A 23,287-nucleotide genomic window follows, 5' to 3' on the forward strand; every position below is an offset into this window, starting at 1 on the left:
ATGAAAGCCACCCCACCCGCCGACAGTCTCGCTTCGTTGTACAAGGGCTACCACGGCTGGCTGCTGGTGTGGCTGCGCCAACGCCTGGACTGCCCGCACAACGCTGCCGACACGGCCCAGGACACTTTCATGCGCCTGCTCAGCGCCGGCAGCTATGTGGCCCCGCGCGAGCCGCGGGCGTTCCTGGCCACCGTGGCGCGGCGTCTGCTGATCGACCGCGGGCGCCGGCAGAAGCTCGAACAGGCCTACCGCGAAGCGCTCGCCCGGCACGTCGAGTACCTCGACCAGGCACCTTCTCCCGAGCAGATGCTTGCCGCCCTCCAGGCCCTGGAGCACATCGCCCGCGCCCTCGACCTGATGAGCGTGCGTGCCCGCGAAGTGTTCATCCTGCGTCACCTCGAAGGGCTCAGCCATGCCGAGATCGCCGCACGCCTGAACGTCTCGACCAAGACGGTGCAGAACCACCTGGTGCAGGCCCTGCTGCACTGCCACGCTGCCACAGATCCTGCCCTGTGAACCTGCCTGCGGCCACCCTGCGCAAGGCTGCCGAATGGCTGGTGCGCCTGGACGACAGCGCCAGTGCCGGCGACCAGCAGGCCTTCGAGGCATGGCTGGCCAGCGACCCGCAGCACCTGGAGGCCGTGCGCCAGTTGCAGGGCAGCCTCGCGCCCCTGCGTGAACTGCCCCGTGCACCGGCCCGCGCGGCGCTCAAGCGCATTGCGCCGCAACCCCGTGGCAAGCGCGCGCTCAAGGCGCTGGCAATCAGCCTGGGCCTGCTGCTGCCGGCCGGCCTGGTGCTGCAGCACTATCCGCCGGCTTATCTGATGGCCGATATCCGTACCGGCAGCGGCCAGTGGGCTACACAGCAATTGCCGGACGGCAGCCGCATCAGCCTGGATGGCCGGTCGGCGGTCGACCTGCAGTTCGACGCCCAATCGCGCACCCTGCGCCTGCTCAGCGGCGAGATCCTGCTGGATGTGGCCAAGGACGCCAGTCGCCCGTTCCGCGTGGTCACCGAACACGGCAGCATCCGTGCCCTGGGCACCCGCTTCATGGTCGAGCGCAGCGAGCACAGCACACGCCTGGCCATGCTCGAGTCGAGCACCGAGGTCAAGAGCGCCGGCAGCAGCCGCACGGTCAGCGCCGGCCAGCAGGTGCGCTTCGACGCCACTGGCATCCAGCCACTCCAGGCGGTCGACGCCGCCGGGCTGGAGCAGGCCTGGGCCAGCCACCAGATGATGGTCAAGGAGCAGCCGCTGGGCGAGGTGCTGGAGCGCCTGGCACGCAATCACGGCGGCTACCTGCTGTTCGATGCCAAGGCGCTGGCGCACCTGAACGTGACCGCCGTGTTGCCCGCCGACGACAGCGAGCGGGCGTTGCGCCTGCTGGCGCGCAGCTTCCCGATCCGGGTGCAGCACTACACCCCGTGGGTCACGCGAGTCACTCCTGAATAGAAATCCTTATCAAACGCTTCCAGTTCCCGTTACCTGTGCGTCCTTGTATTAGCCAATACATCGGAGAGTCGGGAACATGCCTTCACACAAGCCCCTCAAGCCCAGCCGCGCCCTGGCGCTGGCGGTTCATCTAGCCCTCGGCACGCTGCCGCTGCTGGCCCTGCAGCCGGCGCATGCGCAACAGCAGGTGCAGCGCTATGCCATCCCGGCCGGGGCGCTGGGCGACGTGCTGAGCCGTTATGCCCGCGAGTCGGGGGTGGCCATTTCGTTCAATGCCGGCCAGGTCGCCAACCTGTCCAGCGCCGGGCTGCAGGGCAACTATGCCCTGCAGGACGGCTTCGCCGCGCTGCTGTACGGCCACGGCCTGCAGGCCCAGGCCAGCAGCGACGGCTACGTGCTGGTGGCGCTGCCGGCGGCCAACGGCGCGGTGGAGCTGGGCGCCACCAGTATCAACGGGCAGGTGCTGGGGAGCACCACCGAGGGTACCGGCTCCTACACCACCGGGCCGATGCAGACGGCCACCAAGCTGCCCCTGAGCATCCGCGAAACCCCGCAGTCGGTGAGTGTGATCACCCGCCAGCGCATGGACGACCAGGACATGCAGAGCCTGGAAGATGTGCTCAAGAACACCCCCGGCATGTCCATGACCAAGGACGGCCCGCAGCGCCCGACCTTCTATGCTCGCGGCTTCACCGTCGAGAACCTGATGAACGACGGGCTCTCCAACGACCTGTCGCATTACCTCTCGCGGGACATGAACTCCACGCCCGACATGGCGATCTACGACCACGTCGAGGTGGTGCGCGGCGCCACCGGCCTGATGCAGGGCTCGGGCACGCCATCGGCGGCGATCAACATGGTGCGCAAGCGCCCCACGGCCGACCCGCGCCTGAGCATCACCGGCAGTGCCGGCAGCTGGGACAACTACCGCACCGAGGTCGACGGCTCCGGCGCGCTCAACGACAGCGGCACCCTGCGCGGCCGGATGGTCACCGCCTACCAGACCCGCAACAGCTTCCAGGACGTGGCCGATACCGAGCGCTCGGTGTTCTATGCCATCGGCGAGGCCGACCTGAGCGACAACAGCACCTTCACCCTGGGGCTGTCGAACCAGAGCGTCAACAACACCTCCACCTGGGGCGGCCTGCCCACTGGCATCGACGGCAGCGACCTGCACCTTTCGCGCTCCACCTACCTGGGCAACGACTGGGAATACTGGGACCAGGACAACACCACCCTGTTCAGCCGCCTGGACTATCGCCTGGACAACGACTGGAAGCTGCTGCTGGCGGCCAGCCGCACCTGGTCGAAGCTCAAGATGCTCGGCAGCATGACCGAGCGCATGGGCGATGAGGGCGAGGTGTTCGGCCAGTACCTGGGGCAGTATCACTACGACGACGAGCAGAGCAGCTATGACGCCTATGCCACCGGGCCGTACCAGTTGCTGGGGCGTACACACGAACTGGTAGTCGGGGCCAGCCGCCGCGAGCTGACCTTCGAGGGCAAGGGCAACTACAGCGACGACCTGATCGGCATGAACATCCATGCCTGGGACCCCGGCAGCCTGCCCAAGCGTCGCCTGGACCTGAACTACTGGCACCAGGACCGCGAAACCTCGCAGACCGGCACCTACGTCACGTCGCGCTTCAACCTGGCCGACGACCTGAAGCTGATCGTGGGCGGGCGCCTGGACTGGTACGACAGCGAATCCCAGACCCGCAACGGCACGCGCCTGGGCAAGCCTGTCAACGTGAGCGTCACGCGCAACCTGACCCGCTACGCCGGGGTGATCTACGACCTGGATGCGCAGCATTCGGTGTACGTGAGCTACACCGACATCTTCAAGCCGCAGTCCGAGCAGGACGCCAGCGGCAGCGAACTCAAGCCGATCGAGGGCAAGAACTACGAGGTGGGGATCAAGGGCGAGTACTTCGACGGCGCATTGAATGCCAGTGCCGCGGTGTTTCGCATCGACCAGGAGAATCGCGCCAAGACCCTGGAGCGCTACCAGTGCTCCGACCTGGTGCCCAGCTGCTCCGAGGCGGCGGGCAAGCTGCGCAGCGAGGGTATCGAGCTGGAAGTGAACGGCACCGTGCTGCCGGGCTGGGAACTGGGCGCGGGCTACACCTTCGCCCAGGTCAAGTACGTGAAGGACGGCGACCCGGCCAACGAGGGACGGCTGTTCGACACCGACATCCCGCGGCACGTATTCAAGGCGTTCACCACCTACCAGCTGCCGGGCGAGCTCGAGCGCTGGAAGGTCGGCGGCGGGGTGTACCGGCAGAATGCGATCTACAACAAGGGTGACAACTGGTACGCCACCGACAGCACCTACCGCATCGAGCAGGATGCCTACACCTTGGTCGACCTGATGCTCAGCTACAAGGCCTCCGAGCACCTGGACGTGCGCCTGAACGTGAACAACGTGTTCGACACCAGGTACTACCAGAGCATTGCCACCAACACGGTGTATGGCGGCAACTTCTACGGTGACCCCCGCAATGCGATGCTGACGTTGCGCTGGTCGCTCTGAAAGGATCAGGCCGGCTCCTGCGGGCGTGCAGGGGCCGGCCTTGCCGGCGAAGCGGCCGGCACTTTTCTTCAGACATGAAAAAAGGGCCTACCTTTCGGTAAGCCCTTTTTAGTACTTGGTGGCTACACAGGGACTTGAACCCCGGACCCCAGCATTATGAATGCTATGCTCTAACCAACTGAGCTATGTAGCCAAGTGGCGCGCATTATTCGCTCGAAACGATGTTGTGTCAACACCCAATTTCAAAAAATTTAACGCCCGATCAACCGCTTAGCCAAAAACCCCTCAGAACCTGTAGGTGAAGTTGGTCATCACGTTGCGTGGTGCGCCGTAGGTGCCGTACAGGCCGGCCATGCTGTAGTACTCGCGGTCGAACAGGTTGTTCAGGTTCACCGAGGCCTCCAGGTGCTCGTTGATGTCGTAGCGCGCCATCAGGTTGGCGATGGCATAGCTGCCCTGGGTGAAGGTGTGCAGGTCGTTGCCCACCTTGCTCTGCCAGTTCACGCCACCGCCCACGGTCACCTTGTCCAGCACCCCCGGCAGGCGATAGCTGGTGAAGGTCTTGAGGCTGTGACGCGGCAGCACGGTGTTGATGCGCTCGTCCTGGTTGTCGGTGGTCAGGGTATAGGCATACCCCGCCGACGCCTGCCAACCCTCGGCCAGTTCGCCGTTGATCTCCATCTCGATGCCTTTGGAGGTGGTGTCCTGCTTGGCCTCGTACACGTTGTCGTGCTGCCAGATCGCCAGGTTGTCCTGTTCGAGCTTGAACACCGCCACGCTGGAGTTCAGCTTGCCGTCGAAGTGGCTGCCCTTGATGCCCATCTCGTAGCCGATGCCCTGCATCGGGTCGATGGGCTTGAATTGCGCGTCCTGCACCCACGACCCCTGCGGGTTGAAGATCTTGGTGTAGCTGGCATACAGCGACCAGGTGTCGTTCAGGTCGTACACCACCCCGGCATAGGGGATGAACACGCCGGTTTCCTTGCGGTCGGTGTTGCTGCTGGCCGCGCCATAGGGGCGGTCCTCAGTCTTGCGCTCCCAGTCGATCAGGCGGCTGCCCAGGATCAGGTTCAGGTCGTCGCTCAGGTGCAGGCGGGTGGTGAGGTAGGCGGCGTACTGGTTTTCTTCCTGTGACGACTTGCCGCTTTCGGTAAACGGCGGCTTGGGCTGCTTGCCGTCCCAGTCGAAGATGTTGTCGATCGACGCACCCGGGGTGGCGTTGTAGTCGTAGCGCCAGCCGCCCCACTCGGGCACGCTCTGGCTGAACTGCGACAGGGTCACGCCGCCGATCAGTTCGTGCTCGCGCTCGAACAGGCGGAACGGGCCGGTCACGTACAGGTCCAGGTTGTCCTGGCGCGGGGTGCCAGAGAAGCGCACCGGCAGCTGGCTCATGCCGCTGCCATCCGGGTTCAGATCGCCCATGACGAAGCCGAACAGCTCATCGAACTTGTTTTCCGAGTGGCTGTACTCGAGCTTGCCGCTCCAGCCGTTGCCCAGTTGCTGCTCCACCGAGGCGAAGTAGCTGGTCTGTTCGTGGTCGTTGTACGACCAGGTGGGTGCGCTGTTGATCGAGCGGCTGAGGTTGCTGCGCTCACCGTTGCTGAACCGGGTGGGCAGGCCGCTGCGCAGCGGCGAGTCGACGTCGGTGCGCAGGTAGCTCAAGCCCAGGGTCAGCAGGGTGTCTTCGCTCAGGTCGAATTCGGTGATGCCGTACAGCAGCTGGGTGTCCTGCTTGTAGCGGTCGACCCAGGCCTTTTCGGTCTTGTAGTCGGCCACCAGGCGGCCGCGCACGTTGCCGCTTTCGGTCAGCGGGCCGGACACGTCGAAGCCGCTGCCGTAGCGGTCCCAGGTGCCGGCCGAGCCGGTGATGCTGGCCTGGCCCTCGTAGGTGGGGCGCTTGCGGATCAGGTTGATGGTCGCCGACGGGCTGCCCATGCCGCTGATCAGGCCGCTGGCGCCGCGCACGATCTCCACCCGGTCGTACATCGCCATGCTTTGGGTGTAGTTGTCCATGCGCGTGGTGGTAGGCACGCCGTCCACTTCGTAGTTCTGGATCACGAAGCCGCGCGAATAGTAGCTGTCGCTCTCGGCGCCCAGGCCGTCACGGGTGACGATGATGCCCGGGGTGGCTTCCAGGGTGTCGGTCAGGGTGCTCAGGCGCTGGTCGTCCAGGCGCTGGCGGGTCATCACGGTCAGCGCCTGCGGGGTTTCCCTGGGCGTGAGGTTCAGGCGCGTCGAACTGCTGGAGGAGTAGGTGGTGTACAGCCCGGTGCCTTCGGTGGTCGAGCCTGGCGCCTTGCCCGAAATGCTCACGGCATCCAGTTGCAGGCCGCTGCCCAGATCCACCGGCAGCTCGATCAGGAAGCTGTTGGGGTTGGGCTGGCTCAGCCGTGCGCTGCTGCCGGTGAGGGTGCGCAGCGCCTGTTCGGCGGTGTACTGGCCCTGCACCTCGGGGGACACGATGCCCGCTACCTGGTTGGCGTCATAGATCACCTGGTAGCCGCTTTGCGCGCTGAACAGCTCGATGGCATCGACCAGCGACTGCGTCGAGATATGGAAATCGATGCGTTGCGTCTGGGCCTGAGTGGCCTCGGCGGCCTGCACGGCGGCGCCTGGCAGCAGCGCCAGCAGGCTGGCGGCCAGGATCGCGCTGGCCAAGGGTCGACGGGTGAATGCGACGTCACGTGGGTACTGCATGGTTCCTCCCCCAAGAAGGTGCAAATGGTAATGCTTCTTATGTTGGGGGTGTGACGCAGCAGAAACGGGAATTACCGCGCCGCCGGCAAAATATTTTCAGCGCACGATCAGCCAGTGCCCCAACACGGCATCGGCACGCAGTTTCTGGCTGCTGAGCAGGGCATCGAGGGCGCTGTCGGCCTGGTCCAGGTTGAAGCTGCCGCTGACCCGTCGCTGGCCGGCGGCCTCGTTGAGCAGCACCAGGCGGGTGCCCTTGTAGGTGGCCAGCTGTTCGAGCACCTGCTGCAACGGCACATCGCGCACCCGCAGCTGACCGTCGCGCCAGGCCAGCAGGCGTTCGGCATCCACCGTCTGCGGCGCATCGAGCCGTTCGCCGTGCAGGGTCAGGCGCTGGCCGGGGCTCAGGCGCTGGCGCTGGCTGGCGGTGCTGACCTCGACGCTGCCGCTGAGCAGCACCACGTCATCGTGCTCGCCACGGCTGACCGAAAAGCGCGTGCCCAGCACCTGCACCCGGGCCTGGTCGACCTCCACCACGAAGGGCCTGCCGTCGTGCACCACGTCGGCGAACACCCGGCCCTGGCGCAGGCGCACGGTGCGGGTGTCGCCGTCGAGGTCGATGTCCACCGCGCTGGCGCTGTCCAGGCGCAGGCGCGAACCGTCGGCCAGTTGCACCTCGCGGCGCTCGCCGGCGGCGGTGGCGTAGTCGCTGCCCAGGGTGTGCAGCGAGGGCACCAGCAACCCGCTCAGGCCGGCGCCCAGCAGCAGGCTGGCGGCGGCCGCATACAGCGGCCAACGGCTTTTCTTGGCGCGGTGCCGGTCGGCCTTGCGCACCCGGTGGGCGGGCAGCTCCAGGGTCTGCCAGAGCTGTTCGACGGCGGCCAGCGCGGCGGCGTTCTGTGCGTCGTGCACCCAGGCGTCGAAGGCGTCGCGTTCAGTGGGCGTGAGGTCATCGGCACGGCGCCGGGTAAACCAGTGCAAGGCCTGCTGTTCGCGTTCAGCGCTGGGGGAGTGATCGGGCGTCATTCGGCTTCGTTCGGCTGGCGCGCGTGCAGGGCGGCGGCCGCGCAGTGGCTCAGGGCTTTGTTCAGGTGGCGCTCCACGGCGCGGGGCTCCAGGCCCAGGCGTGCGGCGATGTCCTTGTAGCTCATTTGCTCGACCCGGGCCAGCAGAAACACCTCGCGGGTGGGCGAGGGCAGGCCGTCGATCAGGCGCTCCAGATGGTCGAGGGTATTGCCGGCCACGGCGCTGCGCTCGGGGCTGGTGTCGGTGAGCAACTGGTCGAGGGCCTGCTCGTCGCTGACCCCGCGCACCTGGTTGCGGCGCGCGTGGTCGATGCTCAGGTTGCTGGCGATGCGGTAGAGGAAGGCGCGCAGGTTGCCGACCTCGCTGCGCTCGCTGTGCATCAGGCGCACGAAGGCGTCCTGCAAGAGGTCGCGCGCGGTCTCCCGGCAGCGCACCCGACGGGTGAGAAAGGCCAGCAGCTCGTTGCGGTGACGCTGGTAGAGCAGCGTCAGGCTTCGGTCTTCCTGATTGTCGGGCATGGAGTGGTCGGGGCTCGCTATTGGTGTGGGAGCGGGCTTGACCCGCGATGCAGTCACCGCGCATGTGCCTGGCTCCGCGGCGATGCAATCGCGGGTCAAGCCCGCTCCCACAAGTGCTCGCGATGCTAGCGTTACTGAGAATTATTAACAAGTAGCCCACCTCACTGAAAAGAATAGTGCGCTTGCTAACGAATTCTGGATAATTGGATCCCGACCACCCGATGGACGTTTTCCCATGGCCTTGAGCACCGCCCCGTCAAGTACGCCCGCCAGCACCGGCGCGCCCAGCCAGAGCAGCCCGCTGGTGATGCGCATCATCGCTGCCTGTGCGCTGGCGCACCTGATCAACGACCTCATCCAGGCGGTGCTGCCGTCGATCTACCCACTGCTCAAGGCCAACTACGGGCTGAGCTTCACCCAGGTGGGGCTGATTACCCTGACCTTCCAGATCACCGCCTCGCTGCTGCAACCGGCCGTCGGTTTCTATACCGACCGCAAGCCGATGCCCAACCTGCTGCCCCTGGGCACCCTGTGCACCCTGGTGGGCATCGTGATGCTGGCGTATGTCGGCAGCTTCCCGATGATTCTGCTGGCTGCGGCACTGGTGGGCATCGGCTCCTCGACCTTCCACCCGGAAACCTCGCGTATCGCGCGCCTGGCCTCGGGCGGGCGCTTCGGCCTGGCGCAGTCGACCTTCCAGGTCGGCGGCAATGCCGGCTCGGCGTTCGGGCCGCTGCTGGCTGCCGCCATCATCATCCCGTTCGGCCAGGGCAACGTGGTGTGGTTCGGCCTGTTCGCGCTGTTTGCAGTGATCGTCACCTACGGCCTGAGCCGCTGGTACCGCGGCCACCTGGCGCTGTTCAAGGCCAAGGCCGGCCAGGCCGCCACCCACGGCCTGAGCCGCAACCGGGTGATCGGCGCGCTGGTGGTGCTGGGCCTGCTGGTGTTCTCCAAGTACTTCTACATGGCCAGCCTGACCAGCTACTTCACCTTCTACCTGATCGAGAAGTTCGACCTGTCGGTGGCCAGTTCGCAGCTGTACCTGTTCCTGTTCCTGGGGGCGGTGGCTGCCGGGACCTTCTTCGGCGGGCCGATCGGCGATCGCATCGGCCGCAAGGCGGTGATCTGGTTCTCGATTCTGGGCGTGGCGCCGTTCACCCTGGCGCTGCCGTATGCCGACCTGTTCTGGACCAGCGTGCTCAGCGTGATCATCGGCTTCATCCTGGCTTCGGCGTTCTCGGCCATCGTGGTGTACGCGCAGGAGCTGGTGCCGGGCAACGTGGGCATGATCGCGGGGATCTTCTTCGGCCTGATGTTCGGCTTTGGCGGTATCGGCGCGGCGCTGCTGGGCTACCTGGCAGACATTCACGGCATCGAGTACGTGTACACGTTGTGTTCGTACCTGCCGCTGTTCGGGCTGCTGGCGATTCTGCTGCCGTCCACGCGCAAGCGCTGACAGCGCGCCGGCCAGGCGTCGATGCGATTGACGCCTGGCCGGGGTTTCACCTAGAGTGCCGGCCTTCCTTTTCCTGTAGTCGACCCATGAAACGTTTCTCCCGTCCTTGCGCAGCAAAGCCGCCGGTAGTCCAGGCCCTGCTGTGCGACTGGCCGTGCGATACGGTGCTCAAGCGTCGGCGCAGCGTCCTGTTCGCCTTCACCTTTTCTCCTCCGCGCGCCTGAACTGACCGTCGCTTTCAGAACACAGTCATGTTGATGCCTGCGCGCATGTGCGCGTCGGCGGGTTTCGGAGTTGTAGATGAACACGCGTTTGCTGGCGGGCCTTCTGTTCGCCGTTTCGATCGTAGGGTTGAGCCTGGGCGCCACCCTGCCACTGGTTTCCCTGCGCCTGCTCGATGCCGGGGCCAGCACCCTGCACATCGGCATCCTGTCGGCCGCGCCCGCTGCCGGCATGATGCTCTCGGCGTTCCTGGTGGACGCCTGCTGCCGCCACCTCACCCGGCGCACCATCTACCTGCTCAGCTTCGGCCTGTGCGCCCTGAGCGTGGGGCTGATCGAGTGGGCGTTCGACTCCACCTGGCTGCTCGGCCTGCTGCGCCTGGGCATGGGCGTGGGCATGGGGATCGCGATCATCCTGGGCGAATCCTGGGTCAACGAACTGAGCGAAGAGCACAACCGCGGCAAGGTCATGGCGCTGTACGCCACCGCCTTCACCGGTTGCCAGATGCTCGGCCCGACCATGCTTGCGCTGTTCGGCACCCATAGCCCCTGGGTGATCATCGTGGTCAGCGGCTGCTATGCCCTGGCCCTGGCGAGCATCGTGTGGACAGTGCCCAACGACTATGTGGAGCACGGTGACGACGGCGAGAAGAGCTTTACGCTGGGCGGCTTCTTTCGTGTGGCGCCGGCCCTGTGCATGGGCGTGCTGTTCTTCTCGTTCTTCGATGCGGTGATTCTCTCGCTGCTGCCGGTGTACGCCACCAACCACGCCTATGCGGTGGGCGTGGCGGCGCTGATGGTCACGGTGATCCTGACCGGCGACATGCTGTTCCAGTTGCCGCTGGGCTGGCTGGCCGACCGCTGCGAGCGCACCACGGTGCACCTGGTGTGCGGCGTGGTGGCGATGCTGATCGGCCTGGCGCTGCCGTGGCTTATCCAGGTGCAGTGGCTGCTGTGGCCGGCGCTGGTGCTGCTGGGGGCGGTGGCGGGCGGGGTGTATACCCTGGCGCTGGTGCTGATCGGCCAGCAGTTCAAGGGCCAGGACCTGGTCACGGCCAATGCCAGCGTCGGCCTGTTGTGGGGTGTGGGCAGCCTGGTGGGGCCGCTGGTCAGTGGCGCGGCCATGGACGTCGCGCCCCATGGCCTGCCGATGGCACTGGCGGCGATGGCCGCGCTGTTCGTGTGCTTTGCCCGCAGCTCGCGGCGCAAGGCCTATGCGGCCCGCACCGCGCAGTAGCGGCCGGCCTCAGAAGCTTGCGCGCAGGGTCAGCGAGACGTTGCGCGGGTCGCCGTAGTAGTACCCTGTGGCCGTGGCGCCCACCTTCTTGTAGTAGTGCTTGTCGAACAGGTTGTTGGCGTTGAGCTGCAGCGAATAGTGCTGGTTGAAGCGGTAGCCCAGCAGCGCGCTGTACACCGCATAGCCGCTTTGCGAGGCCACGGCATTGCCGTTGCGCGAGTAGATGTCGCTTTGCGCACTGACCCCGCCACCCACGGTCCAGGCGTCGTATGCCCCCGGCAGGCGATAGCTGGTGAACAGCTTCAACTGGCGCTTGGGGTCGGTGGGGCGCAGCACGTTGCCGGTGTTGCTGAGGGTGTCCTTGAGGTACTCGGTGGTGGTGTAGGTGTAGCCGCCCGACACCTGCCAGCCGGGCAGCACTTCGCCGGTCACTTCCAGTTCGAACCCTTCGCTGCGGTTCTTGCCGGCGGCCACCTTGCAGTGGCCGCTGGTGTAGTTGGGCAGGCACGGGTCGGGGCTGCCCAGGTCATCCAGGGCGTTGCCCACCTGGTAGATGCGGAACACCGCCAGCGAGGTGTTGAGCCTGCCATCGTAGAACTCGCCCTTTATGCCCAGCTCGTAGGCTTCGCCAGTGACCGGGTCGAGCACCGCGTTGGACGCATCGGTGGCGCTTTGCGGGTTGAAGATCTCGGTGTAGCTGCCGTACAGGCTCAGGTTGCTGTTCAGGTCGTAGATCAGCGCCGCATACGGCACGATCTCGCGGTCGACGCTGTACTTGCCTGAGGTCTTGAGGTTGTTTTCCTGCTCGTAGTCGTACCAGTTGATGCGCGCGCCGATCACCGCGGTCAGCGGGTCGGCCAGCGAGATGCGCCAGGTGGCGTGCGCCGCCTGCTGGGTGGTGCGGGTCATCACCGGCTTTGCGCTGATGTTGATCGACGGCTCGGGCAGGCTGGTCTTGGGGTCCCATTCGCGAATGTCGAACACCCCGGAGGCCGTGAAGTTGGTGGCCGAGGCAGTGGAGTCGTTGCGGATGCGCTCCACGCCCACCATCAGTTCGTGCTCGCGGCCCAGCAGCTGGAAGGGGCCGTTGAGGGTGGCGCTGAGGTTGGTCTGCTCGCTTTCGCCGCCGTCGCCCTCGGTCACCTGGTAGTTCATCAGGTAGGGGTTGGTGGTGCTGGCGCGGGTGAAGTAGGTCTGCTTGAAGCCGTGGTCGTCGAGGCGAAACTGCGTGCGGGTGCCCGATACCTTGAGCGTCCAGTCGTTGTCGAACACATGCTCGAGTTCGGCGAAGGTCTGCAGGTTGCTGCGGTTCCAGCGGTTCCAGTCGGCGCCCAGGTAGGTGCTGCGCGAGAGCTTCAGCGGCGAGCCATCGAAGTTGGCCGGCAGGCCGCCCCACGAGCCGGTGGCCTCCAGCTCGGTGTATTCGATGCCACCGGTGAGTGTGGTGCGTTCGCCCAGGTCGGCGGCCAGCACGCCGTAGAACACGTTCTTGCGCTCCATGCGGCTGTCCTGGAACGAGTCCTTGTCATCGTGCACGGCGATCATGCGGCCTCGGATCGCGCCGTTGTCGGTCAACGCGCCCGACAGGTCGGCCACGTAGCGCTGCGCATCCCAGGAGCCGGCGGTGACGCTGGCCGAGGCCTGGAAGTCCCGGGTAGGGCGCTTGCGCACCAGGTTGACGGTGCCCGAGGGGTTGCCCGCGCCGCGCAGCATGCCGGTGGCGCCGCGCAGGATCTCGGCGCGGTCGATGATCGCCGAGTCACTCTGGATGAACGAGCCGCCGCCACTGCCTTGCACCACGGTGGCGCCGTCATACTGGATGGCGTCGATCTGGTAGCCGCGCGAGTAGTAGGTGACGCGCTCGCTGTCGACGTAGTCGACCACCACACCCGGGGTTTGCTCCATCAGGGTGGTGAGGTTGGTGATGTTCTGGTCGTCCAGGCGCTGGCGGGTCAGCACCGACACCGATTGCGGCGTGTGGCGCAGGGTCTGGGGCATCTTGCCGATGGTCACCGCACCGGTGGTGTACGAGCCGCTGTGCTCGGTGGTTTCGCCCAGGCGGTCGCTGGAGATGCTGGTGGCACCCAGCTCCAGGGCGTCGCCGATGTCCACCGCCGGCAGCAGCAGGAAGCTGTTGGCCGACTTCTGCTGCACCTGCACGCCGCTGCCCTGCAACAGCAGCGCCAGGGCCTGGGCGTTGTCGTGGCTGCCGGACACGCCGGCGGTGGTCTTGCCCTGCAGGCTGGCGGCGTCATACGACAGGTTCAGCCCACCCTGGCGGGCCATCTGCTCAAGCGCTGCGTCCAGGGGCCCTGCGGGAATGTTCCAGCGTTGCACCTGCTGGGTGGCCGCAGGTGCGGCAGCGCCCAGCAACGGCGCAGCGGCGGCGCTCAGGGCCAGGCCGAGCAAGGCGCCACGCACGGCGCGCTGAAGGGGATCGGGGCGGGCAACACTGGGGTGGATCATTCGGGGCTCCTGAGAAGAGACAGACGTTTCGCCTTTATCCCTACAGGCCGAAGCTGAATGAGAAACCACCTCATTTATTTTTCAAACAGATTCAAGCCGGGCTGACACTGACCCAGTAGCGGGTGCGGTAGTCGATGCGAATCGGCAGTGCTTCGGCCACCAGCGCCAGGATCTGGTCGGTGTCGGCCAGCTGATAGGTGCCGAACACCTTCAACCCGGCCACCGCCTCGGCGCAGCGCAGCACGCCGGGGCGGTAGCGCGACAGCTCGGCGATGAACTCGCCCAGGGGCATCCGCTGCACGCTGAGCACGCCTTCGCGCCAGCCCCACGGGTCGGCGTGAGTCACGGCCGGGCCGACCTGGCCGTTGGCGCTGTACAGCAGTTGCTCGCCGGGGCGGGCGATGCGCGGCGCGGTGCCGTTGCCGGGGTACAGCGTCACACTGCCCTGGCGCACCGCCAGCAGGGTGCCGTCGGTACGTTCGCGTACCAGCAATTGCGAGCCTTGCGTTTGCAGTACACCGTCACGGGTGGTCACGCGCAGTGGGCGTGGGTCGTTGCCGGTATCGATGGACACCTCGCCCTGGATCAAGCTCAGCGCGCGCAGGTCGGCCGCGAAGCGCAGGTCGATGGCGCTGGCGGTGTTGAGCTGGATCACGCTGCCGTCGTTGTTGTGGAAGGTGCGCCGCTCACCGGTGGCGGTGTGTTTGTCGGCCAGCAGGGTGGGCAGCCCGAGCGGCTCGCGACCGACCCAGCCCAGGGTGCCGGCGGCGCCGAGCAGGCCCAGCAGTTTGAGGCTGTCGCGCCGGCTGATGCTGCGTCGCTGCGTGCCCTCCAGGGTGCGCCGACTGAGCTCGCGGGGCAGGCTGCTGAACTCCTCGCTCATGGCCTGGACCTGGGCCCAGGCCAGGGCGTTGTGCGGGTGCTGGTCGAGCCAGCGACCAAAGGCCTGTTCGGCCGGTACGGTGGGCGTGTTGTAGCGCAGTTGCACCAGCCATTCGATGGCCTGGTCGACGTGGGCCTGGCCCGGTGCTGGCTCAGCCCCGGGCATGGCGCAACCGATAGCAGACGCCCATGGCCTTGGCCAGGTCGCGCTCCACCGTGGCGCGGGACACACCCAGCTGTTCGGCGATTTTCGGGCAGCTCATGTCGTCCAGTTGCGCGTGCAGAAACACCTGGCGCACCCGTGGCTTGAGCTGCATCAGCAGGCGGTCGAGGCGTTGCAGGGTATCGAGGATCATCCAGCGCTGTTCTTCGCTGGGCGCGTGCGCGGCGGGCAGGTGGGCCAGGCTTTCGAGGTAGGCCTGTTCCAGGGCGCGGCGACGAAACTGGTCGATCATCAGGCCGCGGGCGATGCTGCTCAGGTAGGCACGCGGCTGCTTGAGCGGGTGCGCGTGGCGAGCCTTGAGCAGGCGCACGAAGGTGTCCTGGGCCAGGTCGGCGGCGTGGGCGTGGCAGCCAACGCGGCGTTGCAGCCAGGTGTTGAGCCAGGAGTGGTGGGTACGGTAGAGCAGGTCGACCTCGGACGGAGGGAGCGTGTCGCTGGTGGGCATCGTCGGTCGGGGCCTGCGCGAAAGAAGTGATTGTGAATCGTTCGCATTCTATGCGGGGAGCAGGGCGCGATGCAATTGGTGGGCGTGCGGGCCGCTTTGCCAGCCGTTCTTCAGCCAGCCACCCGCAATCCCGAGCTCGCCCGCACCTGCAACTGCGGCGCCAGAATGATCGACTCCACCGCTTCACCCTTGATGCGCTTGAGCAGCAACTCCACCGCATGCCGACCCATCTCGGCCAGCGGCAGGCGCACGCTGGTCAGCGGCACGATCAGTTCGTTGGCCAATGGTGTGTCGTTGAAACCCACCACGGCGATGTCCTTGCCCGGCTCCAGGCCCTTGTCCCGCGCGGCGCCCATCAGGCCGATGGCCAGAAAGTCGTTCACCGCGAAAAACGCCTGGGGGCGCGGGTTCAACCCCAGCAGGTACTCGCCCTGCTTGTGCCCGGTGAGGCTGTCGAACGGGCCATTGAGCGTCCACTCCGGGCGCAGGGTAATGCCCTGTTCGCGGTAGTACCGGGTAAAGCCGCGGGTGCGGTCGGCACCGGTGGAGGCGTGCCGCTCGCCCGCCAGGATCGCCACGTCGCGGCAGCCCAGGCGGTACAGGTGCTCGGCCGCCAGCCAGCCGCCCAACTCGTCATCGCTGCCCGCCGTGAGGTGCCCGGCAATCTGCCGGCTGACCAGCACGTAGGGGATGTGCTTGCGCCCCAGCAGCTCCAGCAATGGCTGCTGCTCGCCCACATGCGAGTCGCCCACGATCAACCCCGCCACCGAGCGGCGCAGGGCATGCTCGGCCCGCGCCAGCTGGCGGGGTTGCTGATCGTCGGTATTGGACACGAAGGTCAGGTAGCCAGCCTGTTCGGCGGCGGCGTCGATGCTGTCGTAGATGGTCGCCATCACCAGGTCGGTAAGGCGCGGCATGAGCACGCAGATCTCCTGGCTTTTGCGCAACTTCAGGTTGGATGCCTGCGTGTTCGGCCGATAATCCAGCTCTTTCGCCAACGCGCGAATACGCGCCACCACCTCGGCCGATGCCGCGCGCTCGACCCCGGCAGGGTCGCCATTGAGCACCCGCGACACGGTGGAAACGTGCACCCCGAGGGCGGTTGCCATGGACTTCAAGGTGGCAGGGCGTGATGGAGTGGGCATGTTCGAGGGGCTTCCAACCGTGGCTGATTTCGGGGCGCGATTCTAACCCAATCGACGGCTTGTCTCGGCAAACAACCTTTACCCAAACGATTGACTAAATGTTTTTGTGTGAATACATTCGCTCAACCCAAACGTTTGGGCAACACAATAAAAATACGCCGGACGCGGCCGCATTTTTGACTTCTGCCATCACTTGAAGAGTCAGATCCCTATGAACAACCCACCCGTTCCGCGCTTTCGCTACCAGATTTTCTTCCTGATCATGCTGATGGCGCTGCTCAACTACATCGATCGTGGTGCCATTTCGTATGCCTCGGCCAGCATTCTCCCCGAGTACGGTTTCGACAAGGCCGACTGGGGCAACGTGCTGGGCTATTTCGGTTACGGCTACATCGTCGGTGCGTTGATCGGCGGCATCCTGGCCGACCGTTTCGGCGCCAAGCGCGTATGGCTGATCGCCGGCGGCACCTGGTCGATCTTCGAGATCGCCACCGCCTTTGCCGGCGACATGGGCCTGGCCTTCATGGGCGGTTCGGCCATGGCCGGCTTTGCCACCATCCGCGTGCTGTTCGGCTTTGCCGAAGGCCCGGCGTACTCGGTGATCAACAAGAGCGTGGCCAACTGGGCCACGCCCAAGGAACGCGGCTTCGTGGTCTCGGTGGGCCTGCTCAGCACACCGCTGGGCGCCTTGCTCACCGCCCCGGTGGCGGTCGGCCTGCAGACCCTGACCGGCGACTGGCGCAGCATGTTCGTGGTACTGGGCGTGGTCAGCCTGGCGCTGCTGATCTTCTTCATGACCCGCTTCACCAACACCCCGGATGAAAACCCGCGGGTGTCCGAGGCCGAGCGCGAGTTCCTGCGCCAGGAGCGCGCCGCTGCCGCCAACGCCAGCACCCCGACCACCAGCGTCGCGCCGATCTGGCACTTCTTCAAGAACAAGGACCTGCTGCTCAATGCGGTGGGCTACTTCTCGTTCGTGTACGTCACCTTCCTGCTGCTGACCTGGACCCCCAAGTACCTGCAGGACGAGTTCCACTACAACCTGTCGTCGCTGTGGTACATGGGCATGATCCCGTGGACCGGCGCCTGCTTCACCGTGCTGCTGGGCGGCAAGATCTCCGACCTGCTGCTGCGTCGCACCGGCAACCTGAAGGTGGCGCGCAGCTGGCTGGCCGCAACCTGCCTGCTGCTGACCACGCTGTGTTTCATGCTGGTGTCGCAGGCCCAGACCGTATGGGGCGTGATCGCCCTGATGACCCTGGCCAACGCCCTCAACGCGCTGCCCAACTCGGTCTACTGGGCCGTGGTGATCGACACCGCGCCATCCAACCGCGTCGGTGCCTACAGCGGCATGACCCACTTCATCGCCAACACCGCCTCGTTCATCGCGCCGATGCTCACCGGCTACCTGACCGTGCGCTATGGCTACTCGTCGATGTTCGTGGCCGCCGCCGTGGCCACGGCCCTGGGCATGAGCGCGATGCTGATGGTGCGCCCCGGCAGCCGGCAGGTTGTCCCTTCCCCTACACCTGCAACGGTTTGATGGAGTTGCCTGTATGAACCTGGCCAAGCCAACCCACACTGGATACTTTTTTGGCCTGTCGGTCGGCGACCTGGCGCGGCGCCTGCGCGCCGGCAGCCTGACGAGTGTCGAGCTGACCCAGGCCGCGCTCGACAGCATCGAGCGCCTGAACCCGGCACTGAATGCCTTTGTCGCCGTGGATGCCGAGGTGTCGCTGGCGCAGGCGCGCAAGGCCGACGAACTGTTTGCCCAGGGCCTGGACCTGGGCCCGCTGCACGGCATACCGGTAGCGATCAAAGACAACATCGACACCTTCGACCACGTGACCACCTATGGTTCGGCGCACTTCGAAGGCTTTCGCCCCACGCAGGACGCCCTGTGCGTGCAGCGCCTGCGCGAGGGCGGCGCGGTAATCGTGGGCAAGACCCTGACCCACGAGTTTGCCTATGGCCCCACCGGCGACCGCTCGCTGCAGGGCGCGGCGCGCAACCCGTGGGATGCGCGCTGCATCACCGGCGGTTCGAGCGCCGGCAGTGCAGCGGCGGTGGCCAGCGGCATGGTGCCGCTGGCGCTGGGTACCGACACCGGCGGCTCGATCCGCATTCCGGCGGCGTTGTGCGGCGCGGTCGGCTTCAAGCCGTCGTTCGCTGCCGTGCCGCTGGACGGGGTGTTCCCGCTGTCGTCGAGCCTCGACCACGTGGGCCCGATTGCCAACCATGTGGACGATGCCCGGGTAGTGTTCGAAGTGATCGCCGCGCGTACCTGCGCGCCGGCCACGCTGCGTCGCCCGCTGCGTGTAGGCTGGATCGAGCCGGGCACTTTCGGGCCATTGGACGCCGACGTTCAGGGGCAGGTGTACCAGGCTGCGCAGCAGCTGTTTGGCGATGCACTGGAGCAGACCGGCGAGCTGGAACCGTTGGTGGCGCAGCTCAAGGACACCTTGCTCACCCTGCAGCGCGCCGAGGCCTACGACGTGCATGCCGAGCGCATGCAGACGGCGCCGCAGCTGTTCGAGCAGGAGGTGCGCGAACGCCTTGAGCTGTCACGCGAGGTCAGGGGCTGGCAGTACATTCGCGCCCAGGCCGGCCAGGCTCGGCTCAAGGCGGCGATGGCGCGGCTGTTCGAGCGTTATGACTTCCTGGTCTCGGCCAGCGTGCCGATCACCGCGACGCCGGTGGATGCGCGCGAGGTACAGGTGGGTGAGCAATGTATCGACGTGCGTGCTGCAGTGCTCAGTTACACCAGTGCCTGGAACCTCACCGGCCTGCCGGCCATCAGCCTGCCGGCAGGGCAGGTGCGGGGCATGCCGGTGGGGCTGCAGGTGATCGGTGCGGCGGGTGCCGACGATCAGCTGCTGCAGTTGCTGGCGCAGCGCTACGTTCGCACTTGATGCAGCCTCAGAACGTCCACTTGGCATTCACCATGGCATTGCGCGGTTCGCCGTAGGAGCCTGAGTTGAAGGTGCCCAGGCCGTCGTAGTAATGGGTGTCGAACAGGTTGTTGAGGTTCAGGCCGACCGTGAGGTGTTCATCCACCGCATAGTTGGCCAGCAACCCGACCACCCCGTAGTCACCCTGGTGTGCCTTGGTGCCGTAGGTGCCGTTGACCGCGTAGATGTCGCTCTGCCAGACCAGGTTGCCGCCCACGGTCAGGCGGTTCAGCTGCCCCGGCAGGCGGTAGGTGGTGCCGAGCTTGAACAGGTTCATCGGCTGGTTGGTTTCGACCCGATTGCCGTCCTTGTCGTGGGATTCACGGTAGGTATAGCCGCCGATGATGTTCCAGCCCGGCAACACTTCGCCGGACACTTCGGTTTCGATGCCGCGCGTGGTGGTACCGGCAATGGCCCGGTAGATTTCGCGCCCTTGGGGGGACTCGCCGACGTACTGCGGGGTGTTTTTCTGCTGCACTTCGAACAGTGCCAGGCTCGCATTCAGCGCACCGTCGTAGAACTCGCCCTTGATGCCCAGTTCGTAGTTGTCGCCTTGCAGCGGCTCCAGCGAGGTGTTGCTGGCAGTCTTGTAGTAGGTCTGCGGCTGGAAGATGTTGGTGTAGCTGGCGTACACCGAGAAGGTGTCGTTCAGGTCCAGCACCACACCGGCATACGGGGTGACCACGCCGGATTTTCTGGTACGGTCGCGGCTGGTGCTGGCGCCGGTCAGTTCGTCGCTGCTGTCGTCTTTCTGGTCCCACCAACTGACCCGGGTGCCGAGGATGATCGACAGCGGGTCATAGGGTTTGAGGCGCAGGGCCGTGTAGGTGCCCGACTGGCTCAGGCGGGTCAGGCTTTCTTCGGTCTTGGACAGGTGCGGCTTGCCGCCCGGGTTGCCATCCCACTGGTTGATATCGTCGACCGCCGGGTTGGCACGTTGATAGGTCGGGTAGTTGAGGTGGGTGTAGGCGATGTTGGCACCCACCACCAGTTCATGCTCGCGCCCACCCAGCTCGAACGGGCCGCTGGCGTACAGGTCGGCGTTGTCCTGGGTCTGGTAGCTGTCCAGGCGGTTGATGTACATCGACACGCCGGCGCCGGTCTGCGGGTCGGGCGCCCCGGCACTGGCCGAACCGGTCACGCCGCGGCGGTAGGCGTACTGGTGGCTGTAGGACGCCTTGAGGCTCCAGTCGTTGGCGAGTTTCTGCTCCAGCACGCTGGTGAAGTTGTACTGGGTGTTGTCCAGGTAGCTCCAGCGGGCTCCGGGGTTGAACGAGCGGGAAAAGTTCGTCGCGCTGCCATTGTTGTTGAACAGCGGAATGTGTCCGAAGCTGACCCCGTCGGAGTTGTTGTTCTGGTAGTCCAGGCTCACGCGTAGCAGGGTGCTTTCGCTCAGGTCGAAATCCAGTGCGCCGTAGATCACGCGCTTGTCGGTCTTGTACCAGTCGACGAACGAGTTGGCGGTTTCATAGGCGCTGACCAGGCGGCCGCGCACCGCACCCGAGTCGGTCAGCGGGCCGGCGACGTCGAATTCGCCCCGGTAGCGGTCCCAGGCCCCGGCTTCTCCCGAGACGTAGCCCTGGAAGTCCGCCGTGGGCCGCTTGCGCACCAGGTTCAGGGTGGCCGAGGGCGAGCCCGCACCGCTGAGCAGGCCGGTGGCACCGCGCACCACTTCGACACGGTCGTAGATCGCCATGTCCGACAGGGTGCTGGTGAATTGCTGCGACTCGTTGGCCACCTGGGTCGGGATGCCGTCGTACTGTATGTTCTGGATCTGGAAACCGCGCGAGTAGAAGGTATAGCGGTCGCTGTCGCGGTGGTTGCTCGACAGGCCGGGGGTGAACTTGACCACATCGTCGAGCGAGGCAAGCTTGTGGTCGTCCAGTACCTGGCGCGGGATCACGGTGACCGACTGCGGGGTTTGGCGCAATGACAGGCCGAGCTTGGTGGCGGTGCGGGTCTGGCCGGTGGTGTAGGCGCCGGTGTTCTCGGTGGTCTCGCCCAGGCCTGCGCCGTTGATGCTGGTGGCGCCCAGTTCCACGGCGTTGCCGGTGGGGGCGGTGATCAGCTGGTAGCGGTTTTCGCCAGTGCGCACCACGCTCAGGCCCGTGCCGGCAAGCATGCCGTGCAGGGCCTGCTCAGGGGTACTTGCACCGGTCACGGGCCGGCTCTGTTTGCCGGCGGTCAGGGCGGCGTCGCTGGCCAGGTAGATACCGGCCTGGCTTGCCAGCTGGTTCAACTGGCTGGCCAGGGGGCCGGCGGGGATGTCCAGTGGCGCGGCGGTGGCGGCGCCGCTGGCGAGTGCAATGAGCAGGGCCAGGGGGCGTTTCAACAGGGCAGGGGCAGAGGCGAGTGGCATGCAGAATCCTTCGGGCGCGCAGGGGTGAAAGGGTGTTCTCCTCTAATTCGAATGAGCCGCAAAAACCGGAAGCACCTGACGCTTTTTATTTTTCGGCAGGCTCCAGGGTCACCCACCAGTCGAAGCGTCGCGACACTCGCACCGGCAAGGCGCTTTCGAGCATGGCAAGCACCTGGTCGGTATCGTTGAGCGGGTAGGTGCCCATGACCCTTAACGATGCGATCAGCGGGTTCACCGCCAGGTGCCCGCGCCGATGGTCGGCCAGCTCTGCAATGAAATCCCCCAGTGGCATGTCCTGCGCCACCAGCAGGCCTTGGCTCCAGGCCTGGCGTTGGGCGCAGGCCGGCGTGGTGGCGGCCATGGTGCTGGCATCGAAGCCCAGGCCCTGCCCCGCATTGGCCACCCGCTGTATTGCGCTGGCGGCACAGGTGGCGCGTACCGCGCCGTCGTACACGTTGAGCAGGGTGCGGGCGCCCTGCTGGCGCACACTGAAGCGCGTACCCAGGGGCACCAGGCTGCCGGCCCGGGTCTGCACCTGGAAGGGCCGCGCCTCAGCGGCGGTCTCGATCAGCACTTCACCGCTGTACAGGGTCAGCAGCCGGCGCTGCCCGTCCAGTTGTACATCCAGGGCGGTGGCGCTGTTGAGCCACAGGAGGGTGCCGTCGGCCAGCACCTGGCGACGTACCTCGCCCACTGCGGTGGTGGTGCCGGCAGTGAGCGCTTGCAGGTCGTCCACCCAGTGGCGTTGCCAGCCCAGCCAGCCCAGCGTCGCCCCACCGCTGAGCACGCACAGGCTGCTTAGCACCTGGCGGCGGGAGCGTTGCGTGCGCCGCAGGCTGGCGAGCGTCTGATGCGCCGCCCCGGCTTGCGGTTGCAGGCTGTCGAAGCGCTGGCTGATGCGCTCCACGTAGGTCCAGGCGATACGATGCTGTTCCTGTTGTTCCAGCCACTGTTGCCACTGGCCCCGCAAGGCCGCATCGGCTGGCGCGGCGCGCAGGCGTGCGAACCAGTCGGCGGCCTGCTCCAGGGTGGCAGAGTCCAGGGCCGCGCTCACAGCAAGGCCCCGTCCAGCTCCACTTCCAGCAGCAGGCACTGGAGCATGGCCTGGGCCATGTACTTGGTGACCGTGCGTTCGCTTACACCCAGCTGCGTGGCGATCTGGCGATAGTTCAGGCCCTGCAATTGCGCCAGGCAAAAGGCTTCGGCCACAGGTGCCGGCAAGCGTTCGAGCATGGCCTGCAATTGGCCCAGGGTCTCCAGGATCAACGCCTGGTGCTCTTCGGAGGGGGCGATGCGTTGCGGCTGGTTGGCCAGCGTCTGCTGCCACGCACGCTCGACCTGCTTGCGGCGCTGGAAATCCACATACAGGTGTTTGGACACCGTACTCAGGTAGGCCCGCGCATGCCCGTCGCTACTGAACTCGCGCGGTTGCGCGAGCAGGCGCAGGAATACGTCGTGGGCCAGCTCTGCGGCATCGTGCACGTTGCCCAGACGCCGCGCCAGCCACTGCTGGATCCAGCCGTGATTGTCGCTGTAGAGGCTGGCCACGTTGGTACGGTAGCCGCAAGGAGGGGAGGTCATCGTGTGGCGCCCGTACCGAATGAGAATGGTTATCAAGTATATTCAGCCGGCGGGCATTGAGCAATCAGCGCAAGCAAGGGGCTGGCTTGCGCTGAT

At 66.1% G+C, this 23,287-nt stretch carries 17 protein-coding genes and 1 tRNA gene; 7 read left to right on the forward strand and 11 right to left on the reverse strand.

What is annotated here, in order from left to right:
• The 3 genes from KH389_RS03800 to KH389_RS03810 all read left to right on the forward strand — a co-directional run bounded on the left by KH389_RS03800 (position 1) and on the right by KH389_RS03810 (position 3,987).
• Entirely contained in the window at positions 1-516 is a 516-nt protein-coding gene (locus tag KH389_RS03800; RefSeq protein WP_043864306.1) for a sigma-70 family RNA polymerase sigma factor, read from the forward strand.
• On the forward strand, positions 513-1,454 hold the full coding sequence (locus tag KH389_RS03805; RefSeq protein ID WP_244988679.1) for a FecR family protein: 942 nt from the start codon (positions 513-515) through the stop codon (positions 1,452-1,454). Before KH389_RS03800 ends, KH389_RS03805 begins: the two co-directional genes overlap by 4 nt.
• 76 nt (positions 1,455-1,530) lie before the next feature.
• A complete protein-coding gene (locus KH389_RS03810) occupies positions 1,531-3,987 on the forward strand; it encodes a TonB-dependent siderophore receptor (protein ID WP_058540622.1) in 2,457 nt (818 codons plus the stop codon).
• A 116-nt stretch (positions 3,988-4,103) separates the two neighbouring features.
• Here the strand turns inward: KH389_RS03810 and KH389_RS03815 are convergent.
• From KH389_RS03815 to KH389_RS03830, 4 genes are all read right to left on the reverse strand, one after another.
• Positions 4,104-4,180: transfer RNA gene (locus KH389_RS03815), tRNA-Met, on the reverse strand.
• A gap of 92 nt (positions 4,181-4,272) precedes the next feature.
• Positions 4,273-6,684, reverse strand: a complete 2,412-nt coding sequence (locus KH389_RS03820) for a TonB-dependent siderophore receptor (RefSeq protein ID WP_213606901.1) — start codon at positions 6,682-6,684, stop codon at positions 4,273-4,275.
• Positions 6,685-6,780: 96 nt separating this feature from the next.
• Positions 6,781-7,707: a FecR family protein gene (locus KH389_RS03825; protein WP_058540624.1), complete on the reverse strand. Its 927-nt coding sequence runs from the start codon at positions 7,705-7,707 to the stop codon at positions 6,781-6,783.
• Positions 7,704-8,225: an RNA polymerase sigma factor gene (locus KH389_RS03830; RefSeq protein ID WP_054916253.1), complete on the reverse strand. Its 522-nt coding sequence runs from the start codon at positions 8,223-8,225 to the stop codon at positions 7,704-7,706. The genes KH389_RS03825 and KH389_RS03830 overlap by 4 nt, the downstream gene beginning before the upstream one ends.
• A 235-nt stretch (positions 8,226-8,460) precedes the next feature.
• On the opposite strand from KH389_RS03830, the gene KH389_RS03835 reads away from it, so the two are divergent.
• Complete coding sequence (locus KH389_RS03835; protein WP_213606903.1) at positions 8,461-9,681, forward strand: MFS transporter; 1,221 nt, start codon at positions 8,461-8,463, stop codon at positions 9,679-9,681.
• Between the two features lie 300 nt (positions 9,682-9,981).
• Positions 9,982-11,139: an MFS transporter gene (locus tag KH389_RS03840; RefSeq protein ID WP_043864312.1), complete on the forward strand. Its 1,158-nt coding sequence runs from the start codon at positions 9,982-9,984 to the stop codon at positions 11,137-11,139.
• A gap of 9 nt (positions 11,140-11,148) precedes the next feature.
• Here KH389_RS03840 and KH389_RS03845 read toward each other — a convergent pair whose 3' ends face one another.
• The 4 genes from KH389_RS03845 to KH389_RS03860 all read right to left on the reverse strand — a co-directional run bounded on the left by KH389_RS03845 (position 11,149) and on the right by KH389_RS03860 (position 16,264).
• The gene (locus tag KH389_RS03845) at positions 11,149-13,605 is read right to left on the reverse strand and encodes a TonB-dependent siderophore receptor (protein ID WP_213606905.1); all 2,457 of its coding nucleotides are present in this window, start codon (positions 13,603-13,605) and stop codon (positions 11,149-11,151) included.
• A 91-nt stretch (positions 13,606-13,696) separates the two neighbouring features.
• Entirely contained in the window at positions 13,697-14,653 is a 957-nt protein-coding gene (locus KH389_RS03850) for a FecR domain-containing protein (protein WP_213606906.1), read from the reverse strand.
• The gene (locus KH389_RS03855; RefSeq protein ID WP_043864315.1) at positions 14,640-15,155 is read right to left on the reverse strand and encodes a sigma-70 family RNA polymerase sigma factor; all 516 of its coding nucleotides are present in this window, start codon (positions 15,153-15,155) and stop codon (positions 14,640-14,642) included. The genes KH389_RS03850 and KH389_RS03855 overlap by 14 nt, the downstream gene beginning before the upstream one ends.
• A gap of 110 nt (positions 15,156-15,265) precedes the next feature.
• Positions 15,266-16,264 (reverse strand): LacI family DNA-binding transcriptional regulator, encoded by a 999-nt coding sequence (locus KH389_RS03860; protein ID WP_229589130.1) that lies wholly within the window; start codon positions 16,262-16,264, stop codon positions 15,266-15,268.
• Positions 16,265-16,511: 247 nt separating this feature from the next.
• Between KH389_RS03860 and KH389_RS03865 the strand changes: the two genes are divergently transcribed.
• Both KH389_RS03865 and KH389_RS03870 read left to right on the forward strand, forming a co-directional pair.
• A complete protein-coding gene (locus KH389_RS03865) occupies positions 16,512-17,843 on the forward strand; it encodes an MFS transporter (protein WP_043864317.1) in 1,332 nt (443 codons plus the stop codon).
• A 13-nt stretch (positions 17,844-17,856) separates the two neighbouring features.
• A complete protein-coding gene (locus tag KH389_RS03870; protein ID WP_058540628.1) occupies positions 17,857-19,212 on the forward strand; it encodes an amidase in 1,356 nt (451 codons plus the stop codon).
• A 7-nt stretch (positions 19,213-19,219) separates the two neighbouring features.
• Here KH389_RS03870 and KH389_RS03875 read toward each other — a convergent pair whose 3' ends face one another.
• From KH389_RS03875 to KH389_RS03885, 3 genes are all read right to left on the reverse strand, one after another.
• Positions 19,220-21,610 carry a TonB-dependent siderophore receptor gene (locus KH389_RS03875; RefSeq protein WP_043864319.1) on the reverse strand — a complete coding sequence of 797 codons (2,391 nt, stop codon included), beginning with the start codon at positions 21,608-21,610 and terminating at the stop codon, positions 19,220-19,222.
• A gap of 85 nt (positions 21,611-21,695) precedes the next feature.
• Entirely contained in the window at positions 21,696-22,664 is a 969-nt protein-coding gene (locus KH389_RS03880; protein ID WP_238596461.1) for a FecR domain-containing protein, read from the reverse strand.
• Entirely contained in the window at positions 22,661-23,191 is a 531-nt protein-coding gene (locus KH389_RS03885; protein ID WP_043864320.1) for a sigma-70 family RNA polymerase sigma factor, read from the reverse strand. Before KH389_RS03885 ends, KH389_RS03880 begins: the two co-directional genes overlap by 4 nt.
• Positions 23,192-23,287 lie beyond the last annotated feature (96 nt).

The sequence above is a fragment of the Pseudomonas qingdaonensis genome (genome assembly GCF_018398475.1).
In the GTDB taxonomy this organism is placed as follows: Bacteria; Pseudomonadota; Gammaproteobacteria; order Pseudomonadales; family Pseudomonadaceae; genus Aquipseudomonas; species Aquipseudomonas palmensis.

Bases quoted from the DNA above. Each gene is read 5' to 3' on its own strand.
- KH389_RS03855 (WP_043864315.1), bottom strand. From the start codon at position 15,155: ATGCCCACCAGCGACACGCTCCCTCCGTCCGAGGTCGACCTGCTCTAC.
- KH389_RS03850 (WP_213606906.1), bottom strand. From the start codon at position 14,653: ATGCCCGGGGCTGAGCCAGCACCGGGCCAGGCCCACGTCGACCAGGCC.
- KH389_RS03845 (WP_213606905.1), bottom strand. From the start codon at position 13,605: ATGATCCACCCCAGTGTTGCCCGCCCCGATCCCCTTCAGCGCGCCGTG.
- KH389_RS03865 (WP_043864317.1), top strand. From the start codon at position 16,512: ATGAACAACCCACCCGTTCCGCGCTTTCGCTACCAGATTTTCTTCCTG.
- KH389_RS03840 (WP_043864312.1), top strand. From the start codon at position 9,982: ATGAACACGCGTTTGCTGGCGGGCCTTCTGTTCGCCGTTTCGATCGTA.
- KH389_RS03800 (WP_043864306.1), top strand. From the start codon at position 1: ATGAAAGCCACCCCACCCGCCGACAGTCTCGCTTCGTTGTACAAGGGC.
- KH389_RS03835 (WP_213606903.1), top strand. From the start codon at position 8,461: ATGGCCTTGAGCACCGCCCCGTCAAGTACGCCCGCCAGCACCGGCGCG.
- KH389_RS03810 (WP_058540622.1), top strand. From the start codon at position 1,531: ATGCCTTCACACAAGCCCCTCAAGCCCAGCCGCGCCCTGGCGCTGGCG.
- KH389_RS03830 (WP_054916253.1), bottom strand. From the start codon at position 8,225: ATGCCCGACAATCAGGAAGACCGAAGCCTGACGCTGCTCTACCAGCGT.
- KH389_RS03875 (WP_043864319.1), bottom strand. From the start codon at position 21,610: ATGCCACTCGCCTCTGCCCCTGCCCTGTTGAAACGCCCCCTGGCCCTG.
- KH389_RS03820 (WP_213606901.1), bottom strand. From the start codon at position 6,684: ATGCAGTACCCACGTGACGTCGCATTCACCCGTCGACCCTTGGCCAGC.
- KH389_RS03885 (WP_043864320.1), bottom strand. From the start codon at position 23,191: ATGACCTCCCCTCCTTGCGGCTACCGTACCAACGTGGCCAGCCTCTAC.
- KH389_RS03825 (WP_058540624.1), bottom strand. From the start codon at position 7,707: ATGACGCCCGATCACTCCCCCAGCGCTGAACGCGAACAGCAGGCCTTG.
- KH389_RS03860 (WP_229589130.1), bottom strand. From the start codon at position 16,264: ATGGCAACCGCCCTCGGGGTGCACGTTTCCACCGTGTCGCGGGTGCTC.
- KH389_RS03870 (WP_058540628.1), top strand. From the start codon at position 17,857: ATGAACCTGGCCAAGCCAACCCACACTGGATACTTTTTTGGCCTGTCG.